General features: G+C 56.0%; 23 protein-coding genes. 13 read left to right on the top strand and 10 right to left on the bottom strand.

Annotation, left to right across the window (positions count from 1 at the left end):
* Positions 1-3 precede the first annotated feature (3 nt).
* Both ACZ5AM_RS10525 and ACZ5AM_RS10520 read left to right on the top strand, forming a co-directional pair.
* A complete protein-coding gene (locus ACZ5AM_RS10525; protein ID WP_464914890.1) occupies positions 4-999 on the top strand; it encodes a M42 family metallopeptidase in 996 nt (331 codons plus the stop codon).
* A 231-nt stretch (positions 1,000-1,230) separates the two neighbouring features.
* Entirely contained in the window at positions 1,231-1,995 is a 765-nt protein-coding gene (locus ACZ5AM_RS10520; RefSeq protein WP_464914889.1) for a sulfite exporter TauE/SafE family protein, read from the top strand.
* On the opposite strand, the gene ACZ5AM_RS10515 is transcribed toward ACZ5AM_RS10520, so the two are convergent.
* Positions 1,967-2,497: a hypothetical protein gene (locus ACZ5AM_RS10515; RefSeq protein ID WP_464914888.1), complete on the bottom strand. Its 531-nt coding sequence runs from the start codon at positions 2,495-2,497 to the stop codon at positions 1,967-1,969. The two genes, ACZ5AM_RS10520 and ACZ5AM_RS10515, sit on opposite strands and share 29 nt — an antisense overlap.
* 71 nt (positions 2,498-2,568) lie before the next feature.
* On the opposite strand from ACZ5AM_RS10515, the gene ACZ5AM_RS10510 reads away from it, so the two are divergent.
* Entirely contained in the window at positions 2,569-3,312 is a 744-nt protein-coding gene (locus tag ACZ5AM_RS10510) for a sulfite exporter TauE/SafE family protein (protein WP_464914887.1), read from the top strand.
* A 41-nt stretch (positions 3,313-3,353) separates the two neighbouring features.
* Here ACZ5AM_RS10510 and ACZ5AM_RS10505 read toward each other — a convergent pair whose 3' ends face one another.
* The gene (locus ACZ5AM_RS10505; RefSeq protein WP_464916148.1) at positions 3,354-4,145 is read right to left on the bottom strand and encodes an SDR family oxidoreductase; all 792 of its coding nucleotides are present in this window, start codon (positions 4,143-4,145) and stop codon (positions 3,354-3,356) included.
* An 87-nt stretch (positions 4,146-4,232) separates the two neighbouring features.
* Between ACZ5AM_RS10505 and ACZ5AM_RS10500 the strand changes: the two genes are divergently transcribed.
* Positions 4,233-4,520, top strand: coding sequence for a hypothetical protein (locus ACZ5AM_RS10500; protein WP_464914886.1), 288 nt, complete (start codon positions 4,233-4,235; stop codon positions 4,518-4,520).
* 1 nt (position 4,521) lies between these two features.
* On the opposite strand, the gene ACZ5AM_RS10495 is transcribed toward ACZ5AM_RS10500, so the two are convergent.
* Positions 4,522-5,334: an MBL fold metallo-hydrolase gene (locus ACZ5AM_RS10495; protein WP_464914885.1), complete on the bottom strand. Its 813-nt coding sequence runs from the start codon at positions 5,332-5,334 to the stop codon at positions 4,522-4,524.
* Between the two features lie 26 nt (positions 5,335-5,360).
* Entirely contained in the window at positions 5,361-5,801 is a 441-nt protein-coding gene (locus ACZ5AM_RS10490) for a NifB/NifX family molybdenum-iron cluster-binding protein (protein ID WP_464914884.1), read from the bottom strand.
* Positions 5,802-5,925: 124 nt separating this feature from the next.
* On the opposite strand from ACZ5AM_RS10490, the gene sufC reads away from it, so the two are divergent.
* The 3 genes from sufC to ACZ5AM_RS10475 are packed head-to-tail and all read left to right on the top strand — an operon-like array spanning position 5,926 to position 8,632.
* Positions 5,926-6,666: a Fe-S cluster assembly ATPase SufC gene (gene sufC, locus ACZ5AM_RS10485; protein WP_464914883.1), complete on the top strand. Its 741-nt coding sequence runs from the start codon at positions 5,926-5,928 to the stop codon at positions 6,664-6,666.
* The gene (gene smsB, locus ACZ5AM_RS10480; RefSeq protein WP_464914882.1) at positions 6,663-8,003 is read left to right on the top strand and encodes an SUF-like minimal system protein SmsB; all 1,341 of its coding nucleotides are present in this window, start codon (positions 6,663-6,665) and stop codon (positions 8,001-8,003) included. The genes sufC and smsB overlap by 4 nt, the downstream gene beginning before the upstream one ends.
* A gap of 20 nt (positions 8,004-8,023) precedes the next feature.
* On the top strand, positions 8,024-8,632 hold the full coding sequence (locus tag ACZ5AM_RS10475; RefSeq protein WP_464914881.1) for a class I SAM-dependent methyltransferase: 609 nt from the start codon (positions 8,024-8,026) through the stop codon (positions 8,630-8,632).
* Here the strand turns inward: ACZ5AM_RS10475 and ACZ5AM_RS10470 are convergent.
* On the bottom strand, positions 8,598-8,834 hold the full coding sequence (locus tag ACZ5AM_RS10470) for a hypothetical protein (RefSeq protein ID WP_464914880.1): 237 nt from the start codon (positions 8,832-8,834) through the stop codon (positions 8,598-8,600). The two genes, ACZ5AM_RS10475 and ACZ5AM_RS10470, sit on opposite strands and share 35 nt — an antisense overlap.
* 32 nt (positions 8,835-8,866) lie before the next feature.
* Positions 8,867-9,478 (bottom strand): NifB/NifX family molybdenum-iron cluster-binding protein, encoded by a 612-nt coding sequence (locus ACZ5AM_RS10465; RefSeq protein ID WP_464914879.1) that lies wholly within the window; start codon positions 9,476-9,478, stop codon positions 8,867-8,869.
* 95 nt (positions 9,479-9,573) lie between these two features.
* On the opposite strand from ACZ5AM_RS10465, the gene ACZ5AM_RS10460 reads away from it, so the two are divergent.
* The 3 genes from ACZ5AM_RS10460 to ACZ5AM_RS10450 are packed head-to-tail and all read left to right on the top strand — an operon-like array spanning position 9,574 to position 10,920.
* Positions 9,574-10,002 (top strand): NifB/NifX family molybdenum-iron cluster-binding protein, encoded by a 429-nt coding sequence (locus ACZ5AM_RS10460; protein ID WP_464916147.1) that lies wholly within the window; start codon positions 9,574-9,576, stop codon positions 10,000-10,002.
* 2 nt (positions 10,003-10,004) lie between these two features.
* Positions 10,005-10,433 carry a methyltransferase family protein gene (locus tag ACZ5AM_RS10455; protein WP_464914878.1) on the top strand — a complete coding sequence of 143 codons (429 nt, stop codon included), beginning with the start codon at positions 10,005-10,007 and terminating at the stop codon, positions 10,431-10,433.
* Positions 10,381-10,920, top strand: a complete 540-nt coding sequence (locus tag ACZ5AM_RS10450) for a DUF2250 domain-containing protein (protein WP_464914877.1) — start codon at positions 10,381-10,383, stop codon at positions 10,918-10,920. The genes ACZ5AM_RS10455 and ACZ5AM_RS10450 overlap by 53 nt, the downstream gene beginning before the upstream one ends.
* Here ACZ5AM_RS10450 and ACZ5AM_RS10445 read toward each other — a convergent pair.
* Genes ACZ5AM_RS10445 through ACZ5AM_RS10435 form a run of 3 tightly spaced genes read right to left on the bottom strand, consistent with a single transcriptional unit; the run spans position 10,907 to position 12,929 of the window.
* A complete protein-coding gene (locus ACZ5AM_RS10445) occupies positions 10,907-11,557 on the bottom strand; it encodes an MBL fold metallo-hydrolase (RefSeq protein WP_464914876.1) in 651 nt (216 codons plus the stop codon). The two genes, ACZ5AM_RS10450 and ACZ5AM_RS10445, sit on opposite strands and share 14 nt — an antisense overlap.
* Complete coding sequence (locus ACZ5AM_RS10440) at positions 11,554-12,294, bottom strand: Rossmann-like domain-containing protein (RefSeq protein WP_464916146.1); 741 nt, start codon at positions 12,292-12,294, stop codon at positions 11,554-11,556. The genes ACZ5AM_RS10445 and ACZ5AM_RS10440 overlap by 4 nt, the downstream gene beginning before the upstream one ends.
* 5 nt (positions 12,295-12,299) lie before the next feature.
* The gene (locus ACZ5AM_RS10435; protein WP_464914875.1) at positions 12,300-12,929 is read right to left on the bottom strand and encodes a class I SAM-dependent methyltransferase; all 630 of its coding nucleotides are present in this window, start codon (positions 12,927-12,929) and stop codon (positions 12,300-12,302) included.
* A 92-nt stretch (positions 12,930-13,021) separates the two neighbouring features.
* Here ACZ5AM_RS10435 and ACZ5AM_RS10430 point away from each other — a divergent pair, with 92 nt between their 5' ends.
* The 3 genes from ACZ5AM_RS10430 to ACZ5AM_RS10420 all read left to right on the top strand — a co-directional run bounded on the left by ACZ5AM_RS10430 (position 13,022) and on the right by ACZ5AM_RS10420 (position 15,850).
* Complete coding sequence (locus ACZ5AM_RS10430) at positions 13,022-13,975, top strand: radical SAM protein (RefSeq protein WP_464914874.1); 954 nt, start codon at positions 13,022-13,024, stop codon at positions 13,973-13,975.
* A gap of 103 nt (positions 13,976-14,078) precedes the next feature.
* The gene (locus tag ACZ5AM_RS10425) at positions 14,079-14,960 is read left to right on the top strand and encodes a P-loop NTPase (protein WP_464914873.1); all 882 of its coding nucleotides are present in this window, start codon (positions 14,079-14,081) and stop codon (positions 14,958-14,960) included.
* Positions 14,960-15,850, top strand: coding sequence for a nucleotide-binding protein (locus ACZ5AM_RS10420; protein WP_464914872.1), 891 nt, complete (start codon positions 14,960-14,962; stop codon positions 15,848-15,850). Before ACZ5AM_RS10425 ends, ACZ5AM_RS10420 begins: the two co-directional genes overlap by 1 nt.
* On the opposite strand, the gene ACZ5AM_RS10415 is transcribed toward ACZ5AM_RS10420, so the two are convergent.
* Positions 15,851-16,198, bottom strand: coding sequence for a DUF134 domain-containing protein (locus ACZ5AM_RS10415; protein WP_464916145.1), 348 nt, complete (start codon positions 16,196-16,198; stop codon positions 15,851-15,853).
* Between the last annotated feature and the right edge of the window lie 156 nt (positions 16,199-16,354).

The following is a 16,354-nucleotide window of genomic DNA, read 5'->3' as shown; positions in this document are numbered from 1 at the left end:
TGAATGGTCGTCGAAGAACTTAGGGAGATAACGTCCATACCGGGTATTTCCGGCTACGAGGAGAGGGTGAGAGAAAAGCTCATCGAGTGGATAGAGCCCTACGCCGACTACACCGTCGACACCATCGGAAACCTCGTCGTCGAGCTCGGTGAGGGTGAGCTTAAAGCAATCTTCATGGCCCACATGGACGAGATTGGGCTGCTCATCACGGGAATAAGGCCCGACGGGAAGCTGACCTTCAGGAAAATCGGGGGAATAGACGACAGGCTTCTCTACGGCAGGCACTTAGATGTTATCACCGAGAGCGGGAAGCTCGACGGCGTTATCGGTGCCCTGCCCGTTCACCTGAACCTCGAGCGGAAGTTTGACACGGTTCCATGGAGCAAGCTCGCCATTGACATCGGTGCCGAGAGCAGGGAGGAAGCTGAGAAGCTCGGTGTTAAAGTTCTCGACTACGCCGTCTTCAAGAAGCACTTCGCGGTTCTCAACGACCGCTACGTCTCGACCCGCTCGCTGGATGACCGCTTCGGCGTCGTGGCCCTCGTTGAGGCCATTAAAGACCTCGTCGACCACGACCTCGACGGGCGCTACATCTTCGCCTTCACCGTCCAGGAGGAGATAGGCCTCAAAGGTTCAAAGTTCCTGGCTGAGCGGTACTCTCCAAAATATGCCTTCGCCATAGACTCCTTTGCCTGCTGCGGAGACTTAACCGGCGATGTGAGGCTTGGCGGTGGCGCTGTGATAAGGGCCGTGGACAACTCCGCGATCTATACGAGGGGCCTTGCAAGAAAGGTCGCCGAAATCGCCCACAGGAACGAAATCCCGCTCCAGGTCGGCGTTACCGGCGGCGGAACGGACGCTTCGGTCTTCCAGCACAAGAGCGAAGTTCTCGCTTTGAGCGTCCCGATAAGGTACCTCCACAGCGAGGTCGAGACGCTCCACCTCGGCGACCTTGAGGCCCTGATAAAGCTCATCGAGGCTATAACACTGGAGATGTAAGGTTTAGGAGTCAGCCTTGGAGACGGGATTGAGAAGAAGCTCTCAGGGGTGTTTAAGAGATGGTTGCCTTTGGCGAAGTTCGCGCTCATTTACCGTCAGGCATGCTCAGAGGAGCGAACAATGGAAGGATTGCAGAGGGAGGAGCACCCTCTCTCGGGAGAAATCGGGGTCTGATAGCTAAGGGCTTTCCGCGAGCGCTTTGCGGAGCAAAGGGCTCTGGGAGGTGATCCCTTGCTCAAATACCTGGGCTACTTCGGTGTTGGAATCTTTATCGGAATCCTCGCGGCGATGTTCGGCCTTGGCGGAGGCTTTCTCGTCGTTCCTACCCTCAACTTCCTCGGCGTCGAGATACACCACGCGGTGGGAACTTCGAGTGCCGCTGTAGTCTTCACCTCGCTCAGCTCGGCCATAGCGTACCACAGACAGCGCAGGATACACTACAAAGCCGGCCTCCTGCTGGCCCTAACGGCTGTTCCAGGTGCCTACATAGGCGCGTGGGCGACGAGCTACATTAGTCCAGCTCAACTCAAGATAATCTTCGGCGTCGTCCTCTTCCTCGTTGCGATAAAGATCTACCGGAAGAAGAGCGTCGAGCCCCACGAGGTCAAGCTCGAGGAGGTTGAGCTCGACTACAGGCTCATCCCGGTCGGGGGCTTTATAGCCGGAATCGCGAGCGGGCTTTTGGGCATCGGCGGCGGTGCCATAAACGTCCCCTTCCTGACCGCTATGGGCCTGCCCATCCACTACGCGGTGGCAACCTCCAGCTTCGCTATCGTCTTCACGGCAACTAGCGGGGCGATAAAGCACTACATGCTGGGCAACGTTGAGACACAGTGGCTACTCCTCCTCGTGCCCGGCCTCATAATCGGTGCCCAGCTGGGGGCGAGGATAGCGAAGAGGACGAAGGCCAAGAGCCTCACAAAGGCATTCGCAATTGTCCTGGCCTTCCTGGCCATCAGAATGGTTCTCAAGGGGCTGGGTTATCCCGTTCCGTGAGCTCCTCACTCTTTCTGGTTTTCATGTAGATCACCGAAAGAACCACCGAAACCGCCAGGGAGGCGAGCCACGCTGAAACGAGGGGCCGGTCATGGGGGTAGTAAAGTTCTCCCGTGAGAGCGTGGGGGATGGCCATCGGGAGCAGCATCAGGGCCAGGATCAGCCCGATGAAGCCGCCGACGATGAAAACCAGAATGTTGGAGCTCCCGTAGCCCATCTCGCCCCTGATGAAGCCCTCCGCCCAGTAGCCGAACCATATAGTTGAGGCGGCTATTACGGACGTCAGGAAAGGATTGATGGGGTGGAGTTCTCCCCTTCGCCAGAGCATGATGCCGTAGGCCGTTACGAGGAGAAGGAACGCCCCGGCACAGCTTAACCACACCGAGAGGTCCTTGTAAAAGCCGTAAGGCGCGTCCCAGTTGGCGAAAGCTATCGCACCAGGCTGGGTGAGGGTGAAGGCGAGGCTGACGAGGAGCCAGTACAGGGGAGGTTTTAACTTCATGATCGAGTATCGTCCTCAGTTCACAAAAGATTTTCGTCAATTTTTTAAGAGTCCTTCTCCAACTGCACTCCATGATTTCCTACCTCCTCGACTTCCTCATAGGCCTTGGCATAGGCTTCATCGCGGGTTTGCTCGGCGTCGGGGGCGGCTTCCTCATAGTTCCGACCTTAGTCCTCCTCGGGGAGCCGATACACCTGGCCATAGGAACGAGTTTGGCCTGCATCACGATCAGCGCTTTAGCAGCAGCGTACACCCATCTCAAAAAGGGGGCCGTCCTTTTCAAGGTGGTTTTGATCAAGGAGGTCTTTTCGATACCCTTTGCCGTGGTTGGGGCCTACATGTCCTCCCTCGCCCCCGAACTCTATCTCAGGTTAACCTTTTCAGGATTGCTCCTCTACCTTTCCTACACTCTCCTCCGGGAAAGGGGGAAATGCCGGGAGAAGGATGCGGGGGAGCTGAGGTATTCCAGAATCCCCATCGTCGGCGTCCTGGCCGGCCTGACGAGTGGGTTGCTCGGCATAAGCGGTGGCGTCCTGAACGTTCCCCTCTTCCATACCTTCGTCGGGATCCCAATGAGGTACTCCGTGGGGACGTCCAGCCTCTCCCTGTTCTTCACGGCTCTGGCTGGCCTATCCGAGCACTACCGTCTGGGCCAGGTCGACCTTCACATGGCCCTTCTGTTGGCACCGGGTCTCATCGTCGGGGCGAGGCTTGGGGCCACAACGGTTCACCGGGTTGATCCCTCACTCGTGAGGAGGGTCTTCGCCTTTCTCCTCGTCGCTGTTGCCATCAAAATGATATGGGGCTGCCTTTGAATTCTCTCCCTTTCTGGGGTTTTAGATAAAACAAAAACAGGTCAGAACACCGAGTTCAGCCTTCCGCCGTCGACTGGAATCATCGCACCGTTTATATAGCTTCCAAGCTCGCTCGCTAGGAATGCCACGAGGTAGCCTATCTCCTCCGGCTCGCCGAGCCTTCCGAGGGGTATCGGCTTCGCGTAATCGGCAAGGGCCTCCTCAACTGTCTTCCCTTCCCTCTTTGCCCGGTCCTGAGCGAGCTGTATCATCCTGTCAGTTCTTATTATGCCCGGCATTATCCCGTTAACGGTTATCCCCTTCGGCCCGAGTTCTTTGGCGAGTGTTCTGACGAGGCCTGCCATCGAAATCCTGACGACGTTGCTGAGGGCTATGTTTGGTATCGGCTCCTTTATGGCGACGCTGGTGGAGTAGACTATCCTTCCAAAGTTCTTCTTCTCCATCGCCGGAACGAGGGCCTTGGTCAGGTAAACCGCAGGGTAAAGGAGTAACCTAACGGCACCCTCCCAGTCGGCTATGTCCATCTCCATGAAGTAGCCGGGCTTTGGCCCGCCGGTGGAGAAGAAAAATACCTCAGGTTCGCCGATGTTTTCGAGCTCCTTCACAGTTCTCTCAAGGTCTTCGCGCTTCGTCAGGTCGGCGACGATGTAACTAACTTCCACGTCGCTCTCGGCCTTTATCTTCTCCCTCGCCCTCCTCAAGTTCTCCTCGCTCCGCGAGAGGAGTATCACATCTGCCCCAGCCTTTGCAAGAACCCTCGCCACTCCGAAGCCTATACCCTTGCTAGAGGCGGTCGTAAAGGCCAGCTTCCCGGAGAGGTCTATCCCGATCACGGCGACCACCATACGGGTTTCTCCCAACCGCTAGAAATACCTTTTGGGCGGGAGGGTTTATAAGGCCCGGTTCCTAGGGCGGTTGGGATGCCTATGGAGGAGCTCTTCAGAAGGGTTAAGGAGGAGTACGGGGTCGAGATAAGGGACGAGGGCGACATGACGGACGCCTGGAAGCTGGTTGAAATACTCAAGGAGAAGGGCTGGGTGGTCTATATAATCACCGCGAAGGGCCGGGAGCAGGTCGATGCGTGGCATCCCTCCTTTGGTTCCCTCTTTGCCCAGTTCGGTGAAACTCCAAGCTTTGGAAGCGTCCTCGAGGGCATATGCAACGTCGCCCTGCTGATAAGGGAGCTTGAGAAGGAGGGGGCCGTCTAGTTCAGAGTTCTATCGCCTTTCCCACGTGCAGTGGCTCGACTTCTCCAAAGCCCGTCTTCAAATACGCGTACTCGTCAATCCCGGTGCAGTGGCCTGCGTAGAGCTTCTTCACCCCGAGGGCCTTTAACTTAGCAATGGCCTTCTCGAGCATCGCCTGACTCGCGCCCCTGAGGTGGAAGCCGCCGACGAGGGCCCTTATCGGCTTTCCGGTGAGCTTTATGGCATGTTCCGCTATGTTGATGATCCCGCTGTGGCCGCAGCCGGTTATCACGGCAACCTCCTCCCCCAGATCCACGATGAGGGCCATGTCATCTTTTACCGGGTCTTTGATATATTCACCGTTCTCCACTAAATAGCCGACTGCCCTGTCCCAGTGGGTTCTCCCTATCTCGCCCGAGCTGATGAAGCCAGGTAAAAACTCCGCCGGTTTCGGGCTCAAGTGAAAAGCCGCACCAAGGCCTTCGAGCTCCTCCTTTGTGAACGGAATCCCTATCTCCCTGAGCTTCGGCTTAAGCGCGACCCTCCTCCGGAAGATGCCCGGATGAGCGTAGACGTCAATTTCCCTGCCCCTAACTTCGAGAAAGGCCTTCATTCCACCGGTGTGGTCGTAGTGGCCGTGGGTTATGAAGAGCGCGTCTATTTCTCCTGGAGAAACCCCAAGGGCCTCCATATTCCTGAGGAGAACCTCGCCGTCGGTTCCCGTATCGACCAGAACCTTCTTCCCGTTGTGCTCCACCAGCGCGGAGAAACCGTGGTAGCCGAGGAGGCCCTTTCTGTAGCCTGCGTGGTTCTCAAAAAGGACGGTGAGCTTCATCTCGACCACCTAAAAAGAATGAAAGCTCACCAGCCTCCCCGTCCCCAGCCGCCACCGCGGCCCATTCTTCTGCCCATACCTCCACCGCGGCCGTAACCTCCCATACCTCCACCCTCTGGACCCATGATCGGGCCGGAGAGCTCTCCCCTCAAGAAGGCCTCAACGGCCTCTCTAACCGTCATGTTTGCAGGCGCGGAAGCCATCCTTATTCCGGCGGCCTGAAGAACGCCGGAGGAGTTTGGCCCGAACTGGCCTGCTATGACGACCTCCGCTCCCTGATCTATGGCGAACTGGGCCGCGGTAACGCCAGCACCCCTCGGCTGGGAGTAGCCGGGGTTTGGGATCACGTGGACGTTTACTATCTCCCCGTTCTCGACATCAACAATCGTAAAGGTCGGGGTCCTCCCGAAGGCAGGGTTAACCCTGTCGTCAAGCCCTCCGTTCACCGTTGACACGATAATCCTCACTCACACCACCTCCACTCGAATTAGGAAAGCCTAAGTTAAAAGGCTTGTGCATATGCTCATTACACACACTTGTTCCAAAATGCTTAAAAAACGTCCCATAAACGCTACCCATGGAGGTGAGCTAATGCTCAAAGTTGAGAACCTTCACGTTTCAGTCGAGGACAAGGAGATACTGAAGGGTGTTGACCTTGAGGTCAAACCTGGCGAGTTCCACGTTATAATGGGCCCTAACGGCTCCGGAAAGTCCACCCTTGCGTTAACCATAGCTGGACATCCAAAGTACAGCGTTACTGACGGCAGGATAGCCTTTGACGGTGAAGACATCCATGAACTCGGTCCGGACGAGAGGGCCAAGAAGGGGATCCTCCTGGCATTCCAGGTTCCGCCGGAGGTCGAGGGGGTGAAGATAATCGAGTTCCTCCAGCAGGTTCTGGTGGAGCTCAAGGGCATGGACCCGGTCAAGGCCTACGACCTGATTGTCGAGAAGGCAAAGGAGCTGTGGTTCAGGGAGGAGGATCTGCACCGCTACGTCAACGTCGGCTTCTCCGGTGGTGAGAGGAAGAGGCTCGAACTCCTCCAGGCTCTGCTCATCGAGCCGAAGCTCCTCATCCTCGACGAGCCTGACAGCGGCGTTGACGTGGACTCGCTCAGCATCATCAGCAGGAAGATAGAGGAGCTTCACAAAAGGGGAACGGCAATACTCCTCATCACCCACTACGGCAGGATCCTCGGCCACCTCGACAGGGATAAGCTTACGGTCCACGTCATGAAGGACGGCAGGATAGTGAAGACAGGCTCTGGAGAGCTCGTGGACAGGATTGACAGGGAAGGATTCGCCAAGATATTCGAGGAGGTGGGAGCATGACCGAAACTATTACCATGAGCGATGCCAAGGCCATAATTGAGAACCAGATTGAAGAACTCGCGAAGAGGAACAAAGAGCCGGAATGGATGACGAGAATAAGGTACAAGGGCTTGGAAGCCTTTGAAAAGGCTCCCCACAACGACCCGATAATAAGCGAGGAGCAGCTCCTCCAGTTCATAGCCAAGCCGGAGGTTGTAGGAATTCCTGAGAAAATCGAGAGCCTTGACGACCTTCCGCCGGAGATGAAGGCCCTCCTAGATAGACTCGGCATAGACGAGGTCGAGCAGAAGTATCTGGCAGGACTGGCCGTCCAGACCGATACCGGTGTCATATACAACCAGTTTCTCAAGGACTGGGCCAAGAAGGGTCTTATAGTCCTCCCGATGGAGGAGGCCGTCAAGAAATACCCGGATATCGTGAAACAACACTTCCTCAAGCTCTTCCGCGTTGATGAGAGCAAGCTGACAGCATACCACACGGCGGTGTGGAACGGGGGAATCTTCCTCTACGTCAAAGAGGGCCTCAAGGTGCCGTTCCCGCTCCACCTGTTCTTCCTCATCCAGGAGAGCGCTTTAGCCCAGGCACCGCACATAATCATAATAGCCGAGAAGAACACTGAGTTCCACCTTATAGAAGGCTGTACCTCGCCAGTCCTTCTAAAACACTCGCTCCACCTTGACATGACAGAGGCATATTTCCACGAGAACGCCAGGGGCCAGCTCACGGTTTTACAGAACTGGCCGGAATACGTCCACACCAGACCAATGACGAGGGCTAAGATAGGAAAGAACGCGCGCTTCATCAACACCACCGTTACTCTCGGCTCTGGAAAGAGCAACATCGGCGACCCACGCTACTGGGTCGACGAGAGCGGCTACGTCGAGCTGAACGGGATTCTCCTCGGTCAGAAGGACTACTACATTGACCTCGGAGGCAGGATGTTCCTTCAGGGAAGGGGGGCCTCAGGTATAAACGCGAGCAAGGCAGTCATAATGGACGAGAGCAAGGTCATAACGCGCGGAGTAATAACGGCCGAGGCACCGAAGACCAAGGGCCACATAAGCTGTGACGCCCTGCTCATGAGCGACAAGGCGGTAATGGAAACGTATCCGGGACTTGTCAGCAAGGTTGACGACGCAGAGCTGAGCCACGAGGCTGCAATAGGCAAGATACGCGAGGAGGAGCTGTTCTACCTCATGTCGAGGGGACTCGACGAGGAGAAGGCCACACAGCTCATAGTCAAGGGCTTCCTGGAGCCGATGCTCAAGGACATCCCAATGGAGTTCCTGGTCGAGATAAGGAAGATAATAGAGCTTGCCGTCAGCGGGGGCATGTGAGCCCCCTCCCGGTGATTTTTGTGTATCGGGAGAAGTACGACAGGATAGCCAACTTTTACGAGCTCCTTGAGAGGCCGCTGGACAGGTTCTTCAACCCCCTCCGCGAGAGGGCCGTATCTCTCGCCCGGGGAAGAACGCTCGAAGTAGGTATTGGAACGGGGAAAACCCTAAGGTACTACCCACCAGGTGTTGAGCTCTACGCCGTCGATGGCTCTAGAAACATGCTCGAAATCGCGAAGAAGAGGGCTGGGGAGCTTGGTCTTCACGTGGAGTTCAGGCTCGCTGAAGTCGAAAGGTTGCCCTTCCCGGATAACTACTTCGACGCGGTCATCTCTTCCTTCGTTTTCTGCACAGTCCCTGATCCTGAGAAGGCGATGGGAGAGATAAGGCGGGTTCTAAAGCCCGGTGGAAGGGCGATTTTTCTCGAGCACACGAGGAGCTATGATAAATTCGTGGACTACCTCTTCCTCCTGCCTATGAAAGCCCTTCTGAAGCCCCTCCTAGACGACGACACGCTGAGGGAAACGCATAAGCTTGTTCGGGGTTTCTTTGAAGTGAAAAAAGAGGAAACGTACTACCGCGGGATAGTGCGGCTTATATTGGCCAGAAAGGCCTCCGATAGGGCCTGAGAAAGCCCCAGAGCAGGAACAGCACAACTAGGGCCACCACGTAGCCAGCAGCAACCAGGAATAGCTTGAAGAGTACGTAAAGGATCAGGAGGAGAAACACTAGGTCTAGTAGCCCGTAGAGCCCCCAGAACGGTGAGAACCTGTACCCGGGGTAGTTTCCCCTGAAACCCCTGCCGTAGCCCCTTCCCATTCCCCTCGGCATTTTTTGACCTCCTAAAGGTCAAAAAGGAAAGCTCACCACCAGCCGTAGAGCCAGCGGAGTGTTCTCCTGCTCGGCTGGCCGGTCCACGGACAGTAGCCGAGCCGGGCTCCCCAACCTCTGCCGCCTCTGCCCCATCCGCGTCCAAATCCGCGTCCTCTTCCCCAGCCGCCACCGCGGCCCCATCCTCTGCCCCAACCGAAGCCGTAGCCGTAGGCCGGGTATGCCGGGTAGGTCGGCGTAGTCGGGTACGGGCCGTAAGCCGGGAAGGGAGTCGCTGGAGCAACTGGCGCGGCCGGTGCCGTGAACTGTCCGACGCTCCCACTTGTGACGGCCTTTATGGCCTCCTCAACTGGAGTTCCCGGGGCGACCTGGTAGAGCCTTATGCCAGCGGCCTGTACGGCTCCAAGGGCGTTCGGGCCGACCTGCGGGGCTATTATCGCCTCAACGCCTTCGTTGATGAGTGTCTGAACCGCCATCGGACCGGCTCCGCCGCCGGCCATGGCCGCTCCGTTCTGGATGACCTTTTCATTGATAACGTTGCCGTTCTCGTCTATATCCGCGATGTAGAACGCGGGCGCGCGGGCGAAAACCGCCGCAACCGTGTCGTTAAGTCCTCCACCGTTGGTGGGTACCGCGATCCTCATTCACATCACCTCCGATATTTTGTGCATATGCACACCATTTAAACTTTTCGGTGGCCCTAACACTTATAAGCCAACCCCTGAAGTTCTCGGTGGTGATGCTCATGAGCGGGAGATGCCTCAAGGTTGCTTTCGGAATGGAGGACGATGAACACCTCATAGACGCCCACTACGGCGACTCGGAGTTCTTCGCGATCTACGAGGTCTGCGACGATGGAAGCGTTAAGCTCCTCGAAAAGAGACATAATAAAGCGAAAGACTTCGAGGAGGAAGAGGACGAGGGCCACGGCGACCCGAGGAAGTTCAAGGCCGTTGTGAGCCAGCTTTTGGACGTTGACGTTTTAGCGGCCTTCAGGATGGGGCCGAACTTTTTGAGAATCAGGGACAAGACCAACAAGGTGGCATTCTTCACCAGGACCAGAGAGCTAAAGCTCGCCCTCCAGAGGGTTGTCGAGAACTTCGACGACCTCTGGGAGCAGGTCGAGGAGAAGAAGAGAGCCATCGAAAAGCCGATCGTCGAGGAGTGAGCATGAGGTTCTGGGGCATAGAGCCGAAGGTAGCCCTAGCCGCCGGTCCTTATGTCCTCCTTGCATTTTACCTGGACTCCCGATTCGAGCTTAGCGGCTCTTTTCCGGCTTTGGGCATTTTTCTCCTCGCGGCCGGTCTGGTCCTCTGGCTCCTCTGCTACCTACAGGTTTCGAGAGCTTATGCTAGGGGAATGCTTTTAACTAAGGGCTGCTACTCCAGGGTCAGGCACCCGATATACTCGGTCTGGGGCTTTCTAATACTTCCGGGCTTTTCGCTCGTTATCGGCGGCTTCATGCTTCTCCTTCCGGCCATCTACTGGCTCGCGGTGGTGAGGTTTATAGGTGAGGAGGAGAAAGCCCTCGAAAGGAGGTTCGGCGATGGGTGGCGAAGATACGCTGAAAGAACGCCCCGCTTCGTTCCGAGGCCTTGAACTCCTTCCGGTTCACCTCTACGTTTTGGCCCACCTCAAAAAGGCCGGCGTCGACTACGCCAAGATGATGGGTAAGATGAGCGAGTTACCGCTTCCCCTCATCGAGGGTGCGATAACCGGCCTTATGGAGGCCGGTCTCATCGAAAGGGGCTCGGGAAGCGCGATAAAGCGGAGCAGGGCGAGGTTTAAGAAGGCCTTCGAGGTTCACAAGCACCATACATACTACAGGCTCTCTCGCGAGGGGGAACTCCTCGTGCGCTCTATTGACGAGAAGTGGCTGGAAAGCTATTTTAACTCGCTTTTTCCTGGTGGTTGGGAGGTGGTTGTGGCCCTAACGAAGGTCAAAGGCTTCAATGAGCTTCCGAAGGAGTTAAGAAACGATGGAATCAGGGAGGAACTCGTTCTTCACCGCTTTATAACGCCAAACGGGCGAAAGACAGCGTTTTTTAAGTTGCTGGCTGAGTTCCTCGGAATCACACCTCGATGATGGTTCCGGTTCTCACTTCCACGAACTTTTCAGGATACCTTCTCCTCACGTAGGCCTTCGCCTCATCGCCGGAGCAGTGCGCTGGGGCTATGAACTCGGCAATCTCAGCTAACCTATCGAGGGTTCTCCGCGATGGATAGTGGAAGCCGCCGATAACGAGATGGGCTTTTTCATGGCCCGAAACTTCGAGTATGGCATTAGTAAGCCTGTCAACACCCGGGTGGGAACAGCCGACGATGACGACTAAGCCGGAAGGAGTTTCAACGCCAACGGCGTGCTCAAAACCTTCCAAAGCGCCTGAAGTCCATATCCCCTCGGCAATTTCTCCAGGGCTAATAACTTCAAAAACGCTCAGTCCTTCTATCCTTCCGCCGGGAGGAGCGTAGAGTCTCAAACCAGGGTTAAGGCTGGCAATTAGGGGAAAACCGCCGTAGTGGTCGTAGTGCCAGTGGCTTAAAACCGCGAAGTCAGGGTTTTTCAGAGAAAGGCCTAAAACCCTCGAGTTATGGGCCAGGACCTCCCCCCTCGTGTCGGCATCGAAGAGGAAGCGGTAGGTTCCTTCAACAAGAACGCTCCAGCCCCAGTCGTTGATGAGACCCTTTGCTGGGGTGTTGTCGTTGAGGATTGTGAGTTTCATTCAACCCTCACCACGTACTTCCTGTTCCCCTCTTCGAAGCCCCTGAAACTTCCAAGCTTCAGCCCGAGGAGGGCTTTCTCAAAATCGATCACCTTCATCGAGGCCAGGTGAGTAACGCGCGTCCCCCTTAGGAACTCGGGCAAAAGCTGGCCCGTTGGGCCTGTAAGGATGAAGAGCTCAGCCTTCTTCGCCCTATTGAGGAGCATATCAATAGTTCCGTTTACCAAGCAACTTGCGCTCGCTATCACTGCCTCCATCTCGGGGAGGAGGTGGTATTCCAGAGCGTCACTGTAGGTATCTTTGTCCCAGAGCTTCGCGTTCCTCTCGAAGACATATATCTCGTGGCCCTTATTGCGAAGTTCCCTCACGAGGGGTGGCATGTTGCCTATTAGGGCAATCTTACCGACGTTTTCAGGCAGGAGTTCAAGCACGTCGGCAAATTCAGCGTCGCTCAGGTCTATGTGATACTGCGAGACAGCGTTAATGGCGGCCAGTCCTAAGGTTCTCTCTATGACGTTCAGGCTGTCGGCCCTCTCGATGAAGGCATTGAGTGAAGGCTCATTTATAGAGTTCCTGTAACGCTGGATTTCCTCGGGAAGGGTCATTGCAACACCGAGTGCCTTTCTTTCAGGCCCCCTAACCAAAACCCACGTGTAAGGTAAGGCAAAGCTGAAATCCACCAGCTCAAGGCCGTCGGCCAGTTTTAAAGCCTTTTTCTTTATCTTCGATAGCAACATTGGCATCACTTCACGGCCTTTATCACCACGAAGCTCCCCTCGCCGTAGCCGGGCTTAACGGGTTCGACTTCCTTTATCTCGTCGAGCCGATGGAAGAGGGTTTGAACAACCTCGAACTCCCTGAAGCTGGCCTTTTTGAGAAGCTCCAGGAGTTCTTCCGTCGAGAAGAATCTCGCGTCCCTGTAAAAAACGCTCTCCTCTTTGTGTTCCTCGTAGTATCTACCTATTGGGCTGTTCCTGTCGACGAAGCCTATTACCAACGCCCCTCCCGGTTTGAGGACGCGGTAGGCTTCTCTTAGAGCCTCATCAGGGTCGTCGACGAAGCAAATGGTTGTAACCATAAGGAGGTAGTCTAGGCTCTCATTGGGGAAGGGAAGGTTTTCCGCAACGCCTTCGATGACATCTATGCCTCTCTTCCTCGCTATTTCTGCCATCGCTTTGGAAGGCTCGACGCCGAGCTTTATCCCGAGCGGTGCCGCAAAGCGACCGGTCCCAACACCTATCTCCGCCCCTCTCCCTTCCTTTGGTAAAAGCCTCCTCACAGCCTCAAGCTCGGAAAGGTAGGCATATTCGTGCCTTTCAAACCAGCCCTCGTACCGTTCGCGGTGCTTCTCGAATGGTTCCACCTTGGGCATCGACACCCCACCCCTGGATGGGCTTTTCCCCTTATCACCTTTGGGCAGGAAACGTTTATACGCTTTTAGGCTGACCTAATTCCGGTGGTGGTATGATAGCCTTCGGACCGGTCCCATCGCGTAGGCTCGGGAAGAGCCTCGGCGTCAACAATATTCCCGACAAGGTCTGCACCTATGCTTGTGTTTACTGCCAGATCGGCAGAACGCTGAGGATGGAGGTCGAGAGGAGGCCCTTTTATGAGCCGGAGCTGATCTTTGGGGAGGTCAGGGAAAAGGTCGAGGAAGCCGAGGAGAGGGGCGAGAGAATAGACTACATTACCTTCGTCCCCGATGGTGAACCAACCCTGGACATCAACCTCGGGAGGGAGATAGACCTTCTTAAGGAGCTTGGCATAAAACTAGCGGCCCTCACAAACGCCTCACTCATCTGGCGCGAGGACGTGAGGAATGACTTGCTAAAGCTCGATTTCGTCTCGCTAAAGGTCGACGCGGTCAGCGAAAACCTCTGGAGGAGAATAGACAGGCCCCACAAGAGCCTGAGCCTTGAGAGAATCCTCGAAGGAATGCTTGAGTTCAGAGCATACTTTGACGGAAAGCTCGTCACCGAGACGATGCTGGTTGATGGAATAGACTACGGCGACGAGTTCGAGAGGATAGCGGACTTTTTAGCGGAGCTCAAGCCCGATGTGGTGTACATAGCTATCCCAACCAGACCACCTGCTGAAACTTGGGTTAAGCCCGCGAGTGAAGAGACGATAAACCGCGCCTTCCAGACCTTTGTCGAGAGGCTCGGTGGGGGGCGCGTTGAGTACCTGATAGGCTACGAGGGCAACGCCTTCGCCTTCACCGGCAACGTCGAGGAGGATTTATTGAGCATAACCTCTGTCCACCCGATGAGGGAAGACGCGGTGGAGGAGTTCCTCAGAAAGGCAAACGCCGACTGGGGCGTCGTTGAGAGGCTTTTAAGCGAGGAGAAGCTCATAGAGCTGGAGTACAACGGAAAGCGCTTTTACATGAGGAAACTGAAGAGCAGGGAAAAGCCTTGAAGTTCTCTTTCTCCCTCATTCCCATTTCACTGGGCATTAAACTTCTGTGCTTATGCACAAACCTTAAAAGGAATTCGGCTCCCCTAACTCCGGAGGTGAGAGCTTGCAGATAGCCGTGAGCGGTGGAAAGGGAGGGACCGGAAAGTCTACGGTAGCGGTTAACCTTGCGGTAGCGCTCAAAAAACTGGGAGCTAATCTCACAATGGCCGATCTGGACGTTGAAGCACCGAACGACCACCTTCTCCTCGGGGTCGAGCTGGCCAACGAGGAGCCGGTGAACCAGTTCATGCCGCGCTTTGACTACTCGAAGTGCACCAAGTGCCGGAAGTGTGCCGAGGTCTGCGAGGAGCACGCAATTATAACAATGCGCGACGGAACGCCTTTCCTCATGCCGACACTCTGCTCTGGCTGCAGGGCCTGCGAGATAGTCTGCCCGGTTCCGGGGGCCATCCTTGAGGGCTGGAGGACGGTAGGCCACACCTACGTGACGGAGACGCCCCACGGCTTCACCCTCGTAACCGGGAAGCTGAGGGAGGGGGAGGAGAGGTCGATGCCGCTGGTAGTTGCCGCCAAGAGGAGGGCACTTGAGATACACGAGAGAACTGACGGTCTGTTCCTAGTTGACACTGCCGCAGGAACAGGAAACACGGTTTCAAAGGCCATTGAGTTTTCGGATCTCCTGATAGCGGTTACCGAGCCAACACCCCTCGGCATACACGACACCGAGCTCATCCTCGAGCTCGGAAAGCTCATGGAAATACCCACGTGGGTGGTCATCAACAGGGCCGACCTCGGCGAGAAGGAGAGGGTTTACGAGTTAGCCAAAAAGTACGGCGCCGAGGTGGTTGCAGAGATCCCCTACAGCGAGAACATCGTGAGGAGTTACGTGGAGGGGAAGCCGATAGTCCTGAGCGATTATCCCGAGGCGGAGATCTTTGAGGGGCTAGCTGAGAAGGTTCTCAAGTTCCTCGGGGGTGGTGAGTGATGCAGATAGCGATAGCGAGCGGTAAGGGTGGCGTTGGAAAGAGCACAATAACGGCTTCACTCCTCTACTTCCTGAAGGATCGCTATAAGCTCATCGCGGTCGATGCCGACGCGGAAGCGCCGAACCTCGGTCTACTCCTCGGGGTCACCGGGTGGGAGGAAGAGAGGGAGCACATAGGCGCGAAGGTAGCTAGGATAAACACCGATAGCTGCATAAGGTGCGGCATCTGTATGGAGCGCTGCCCCTACGGCTGCATCTACATCGACGACGAAGGAAACTACGTGGTGAACGAGCTCACCTGCGAGGGCTGCAACGTCTGTGGATTGGTCTGCCCGGTTGCCGGAACAATAACCCTCGAGGAGGTTCGCTCTGGAGTTATAAGAAAGGCCACCACCAAGTACGGCTTCCCGATCATATCTGCCCAGCTCGACGTTGGCAGGCCTGAAAGCGGAAAGCTCGTCACGGAGGAGAAGGAGTGGGCGAAGAAGGTGATGGAGGAGCTCAACCTCGAGCACATGATCGTTGATTCCGCCGCTGGAATCGGGTGTCAGGTCATAGCGAGCCTCGGTGGAGCGGACGTTGCCATACTGATAGCAGAACCAACGCCCGCCTCCCTCAGCGACGTTCAGCGCGCTTACAAGGTCGTCCAGCACTTCAGGGAGCCGGCTTACCTGATAGTCAACAAGGCCGACCTGAACCCGGGCTTTACAGCTCTTAGGGAGTGGGCAGAGAGCGAGGGAATCCCGATACTCGGAGAGGTGCCTTACGACGGGGCCATTCCAAAGAGCATGAGCCTTCTAAAGCCCGTTGTTGAGGCCTTCCCGGATTCAAAGGCAGCCAAAGCTTTGAAGGAGATAGCCGAGAGAATAGCCGAGGAGATAATCGGCTGATCACTCCCCTTCTATTTCCATCTTCGGCGCCTCGTTTCCCTGGGGAAGGATTATAAGCTCCCTCCCCTCCACGAGCATCTGGGCTACCTTCTTCCTGGCCGAGCTGAGGGCCCTCCAGACTGTGCCCCTCGAAACGCCCATTCTCTTTCCGGCTTCCTCCTGGGTTAGGCCCTCGTGGTCAACAAGCCTTAAAGCTTCAAACTCCTCGTAGGTCATGAAGATCGGCGGTTTGGGGGGAACCATCGGGGGGAGGGCGGGATAGAAGTGCTTGACCTGCGGGATGAGACCTATCATGCGCATCTTTCTCCTCCTTCCCCTTCCCCGTCCCCAGCCCATTCCTCCGGGCATCTCTTTCACCGTCCCCCTTTTCACTCCCCTTAGGAGCCGGTCTTTATGAACTTTTTGCGGCTTCCCGGATGGAGGCCTTCTGTGAGAAAACCGCCAATATAGCCTTATTCCGGTTCTTTTGTCCTTTAAACTTTCTTTTTGGTCTCCGGGAAGACC

Source organism: Thermococcus fumicolans, assembly GCF_055386755.1.
The sequence above is the reverse complement of the archived record's forward strand: the minus strand, read 5'-3'. Positions and strand labels throughout refer to the sequence as shown.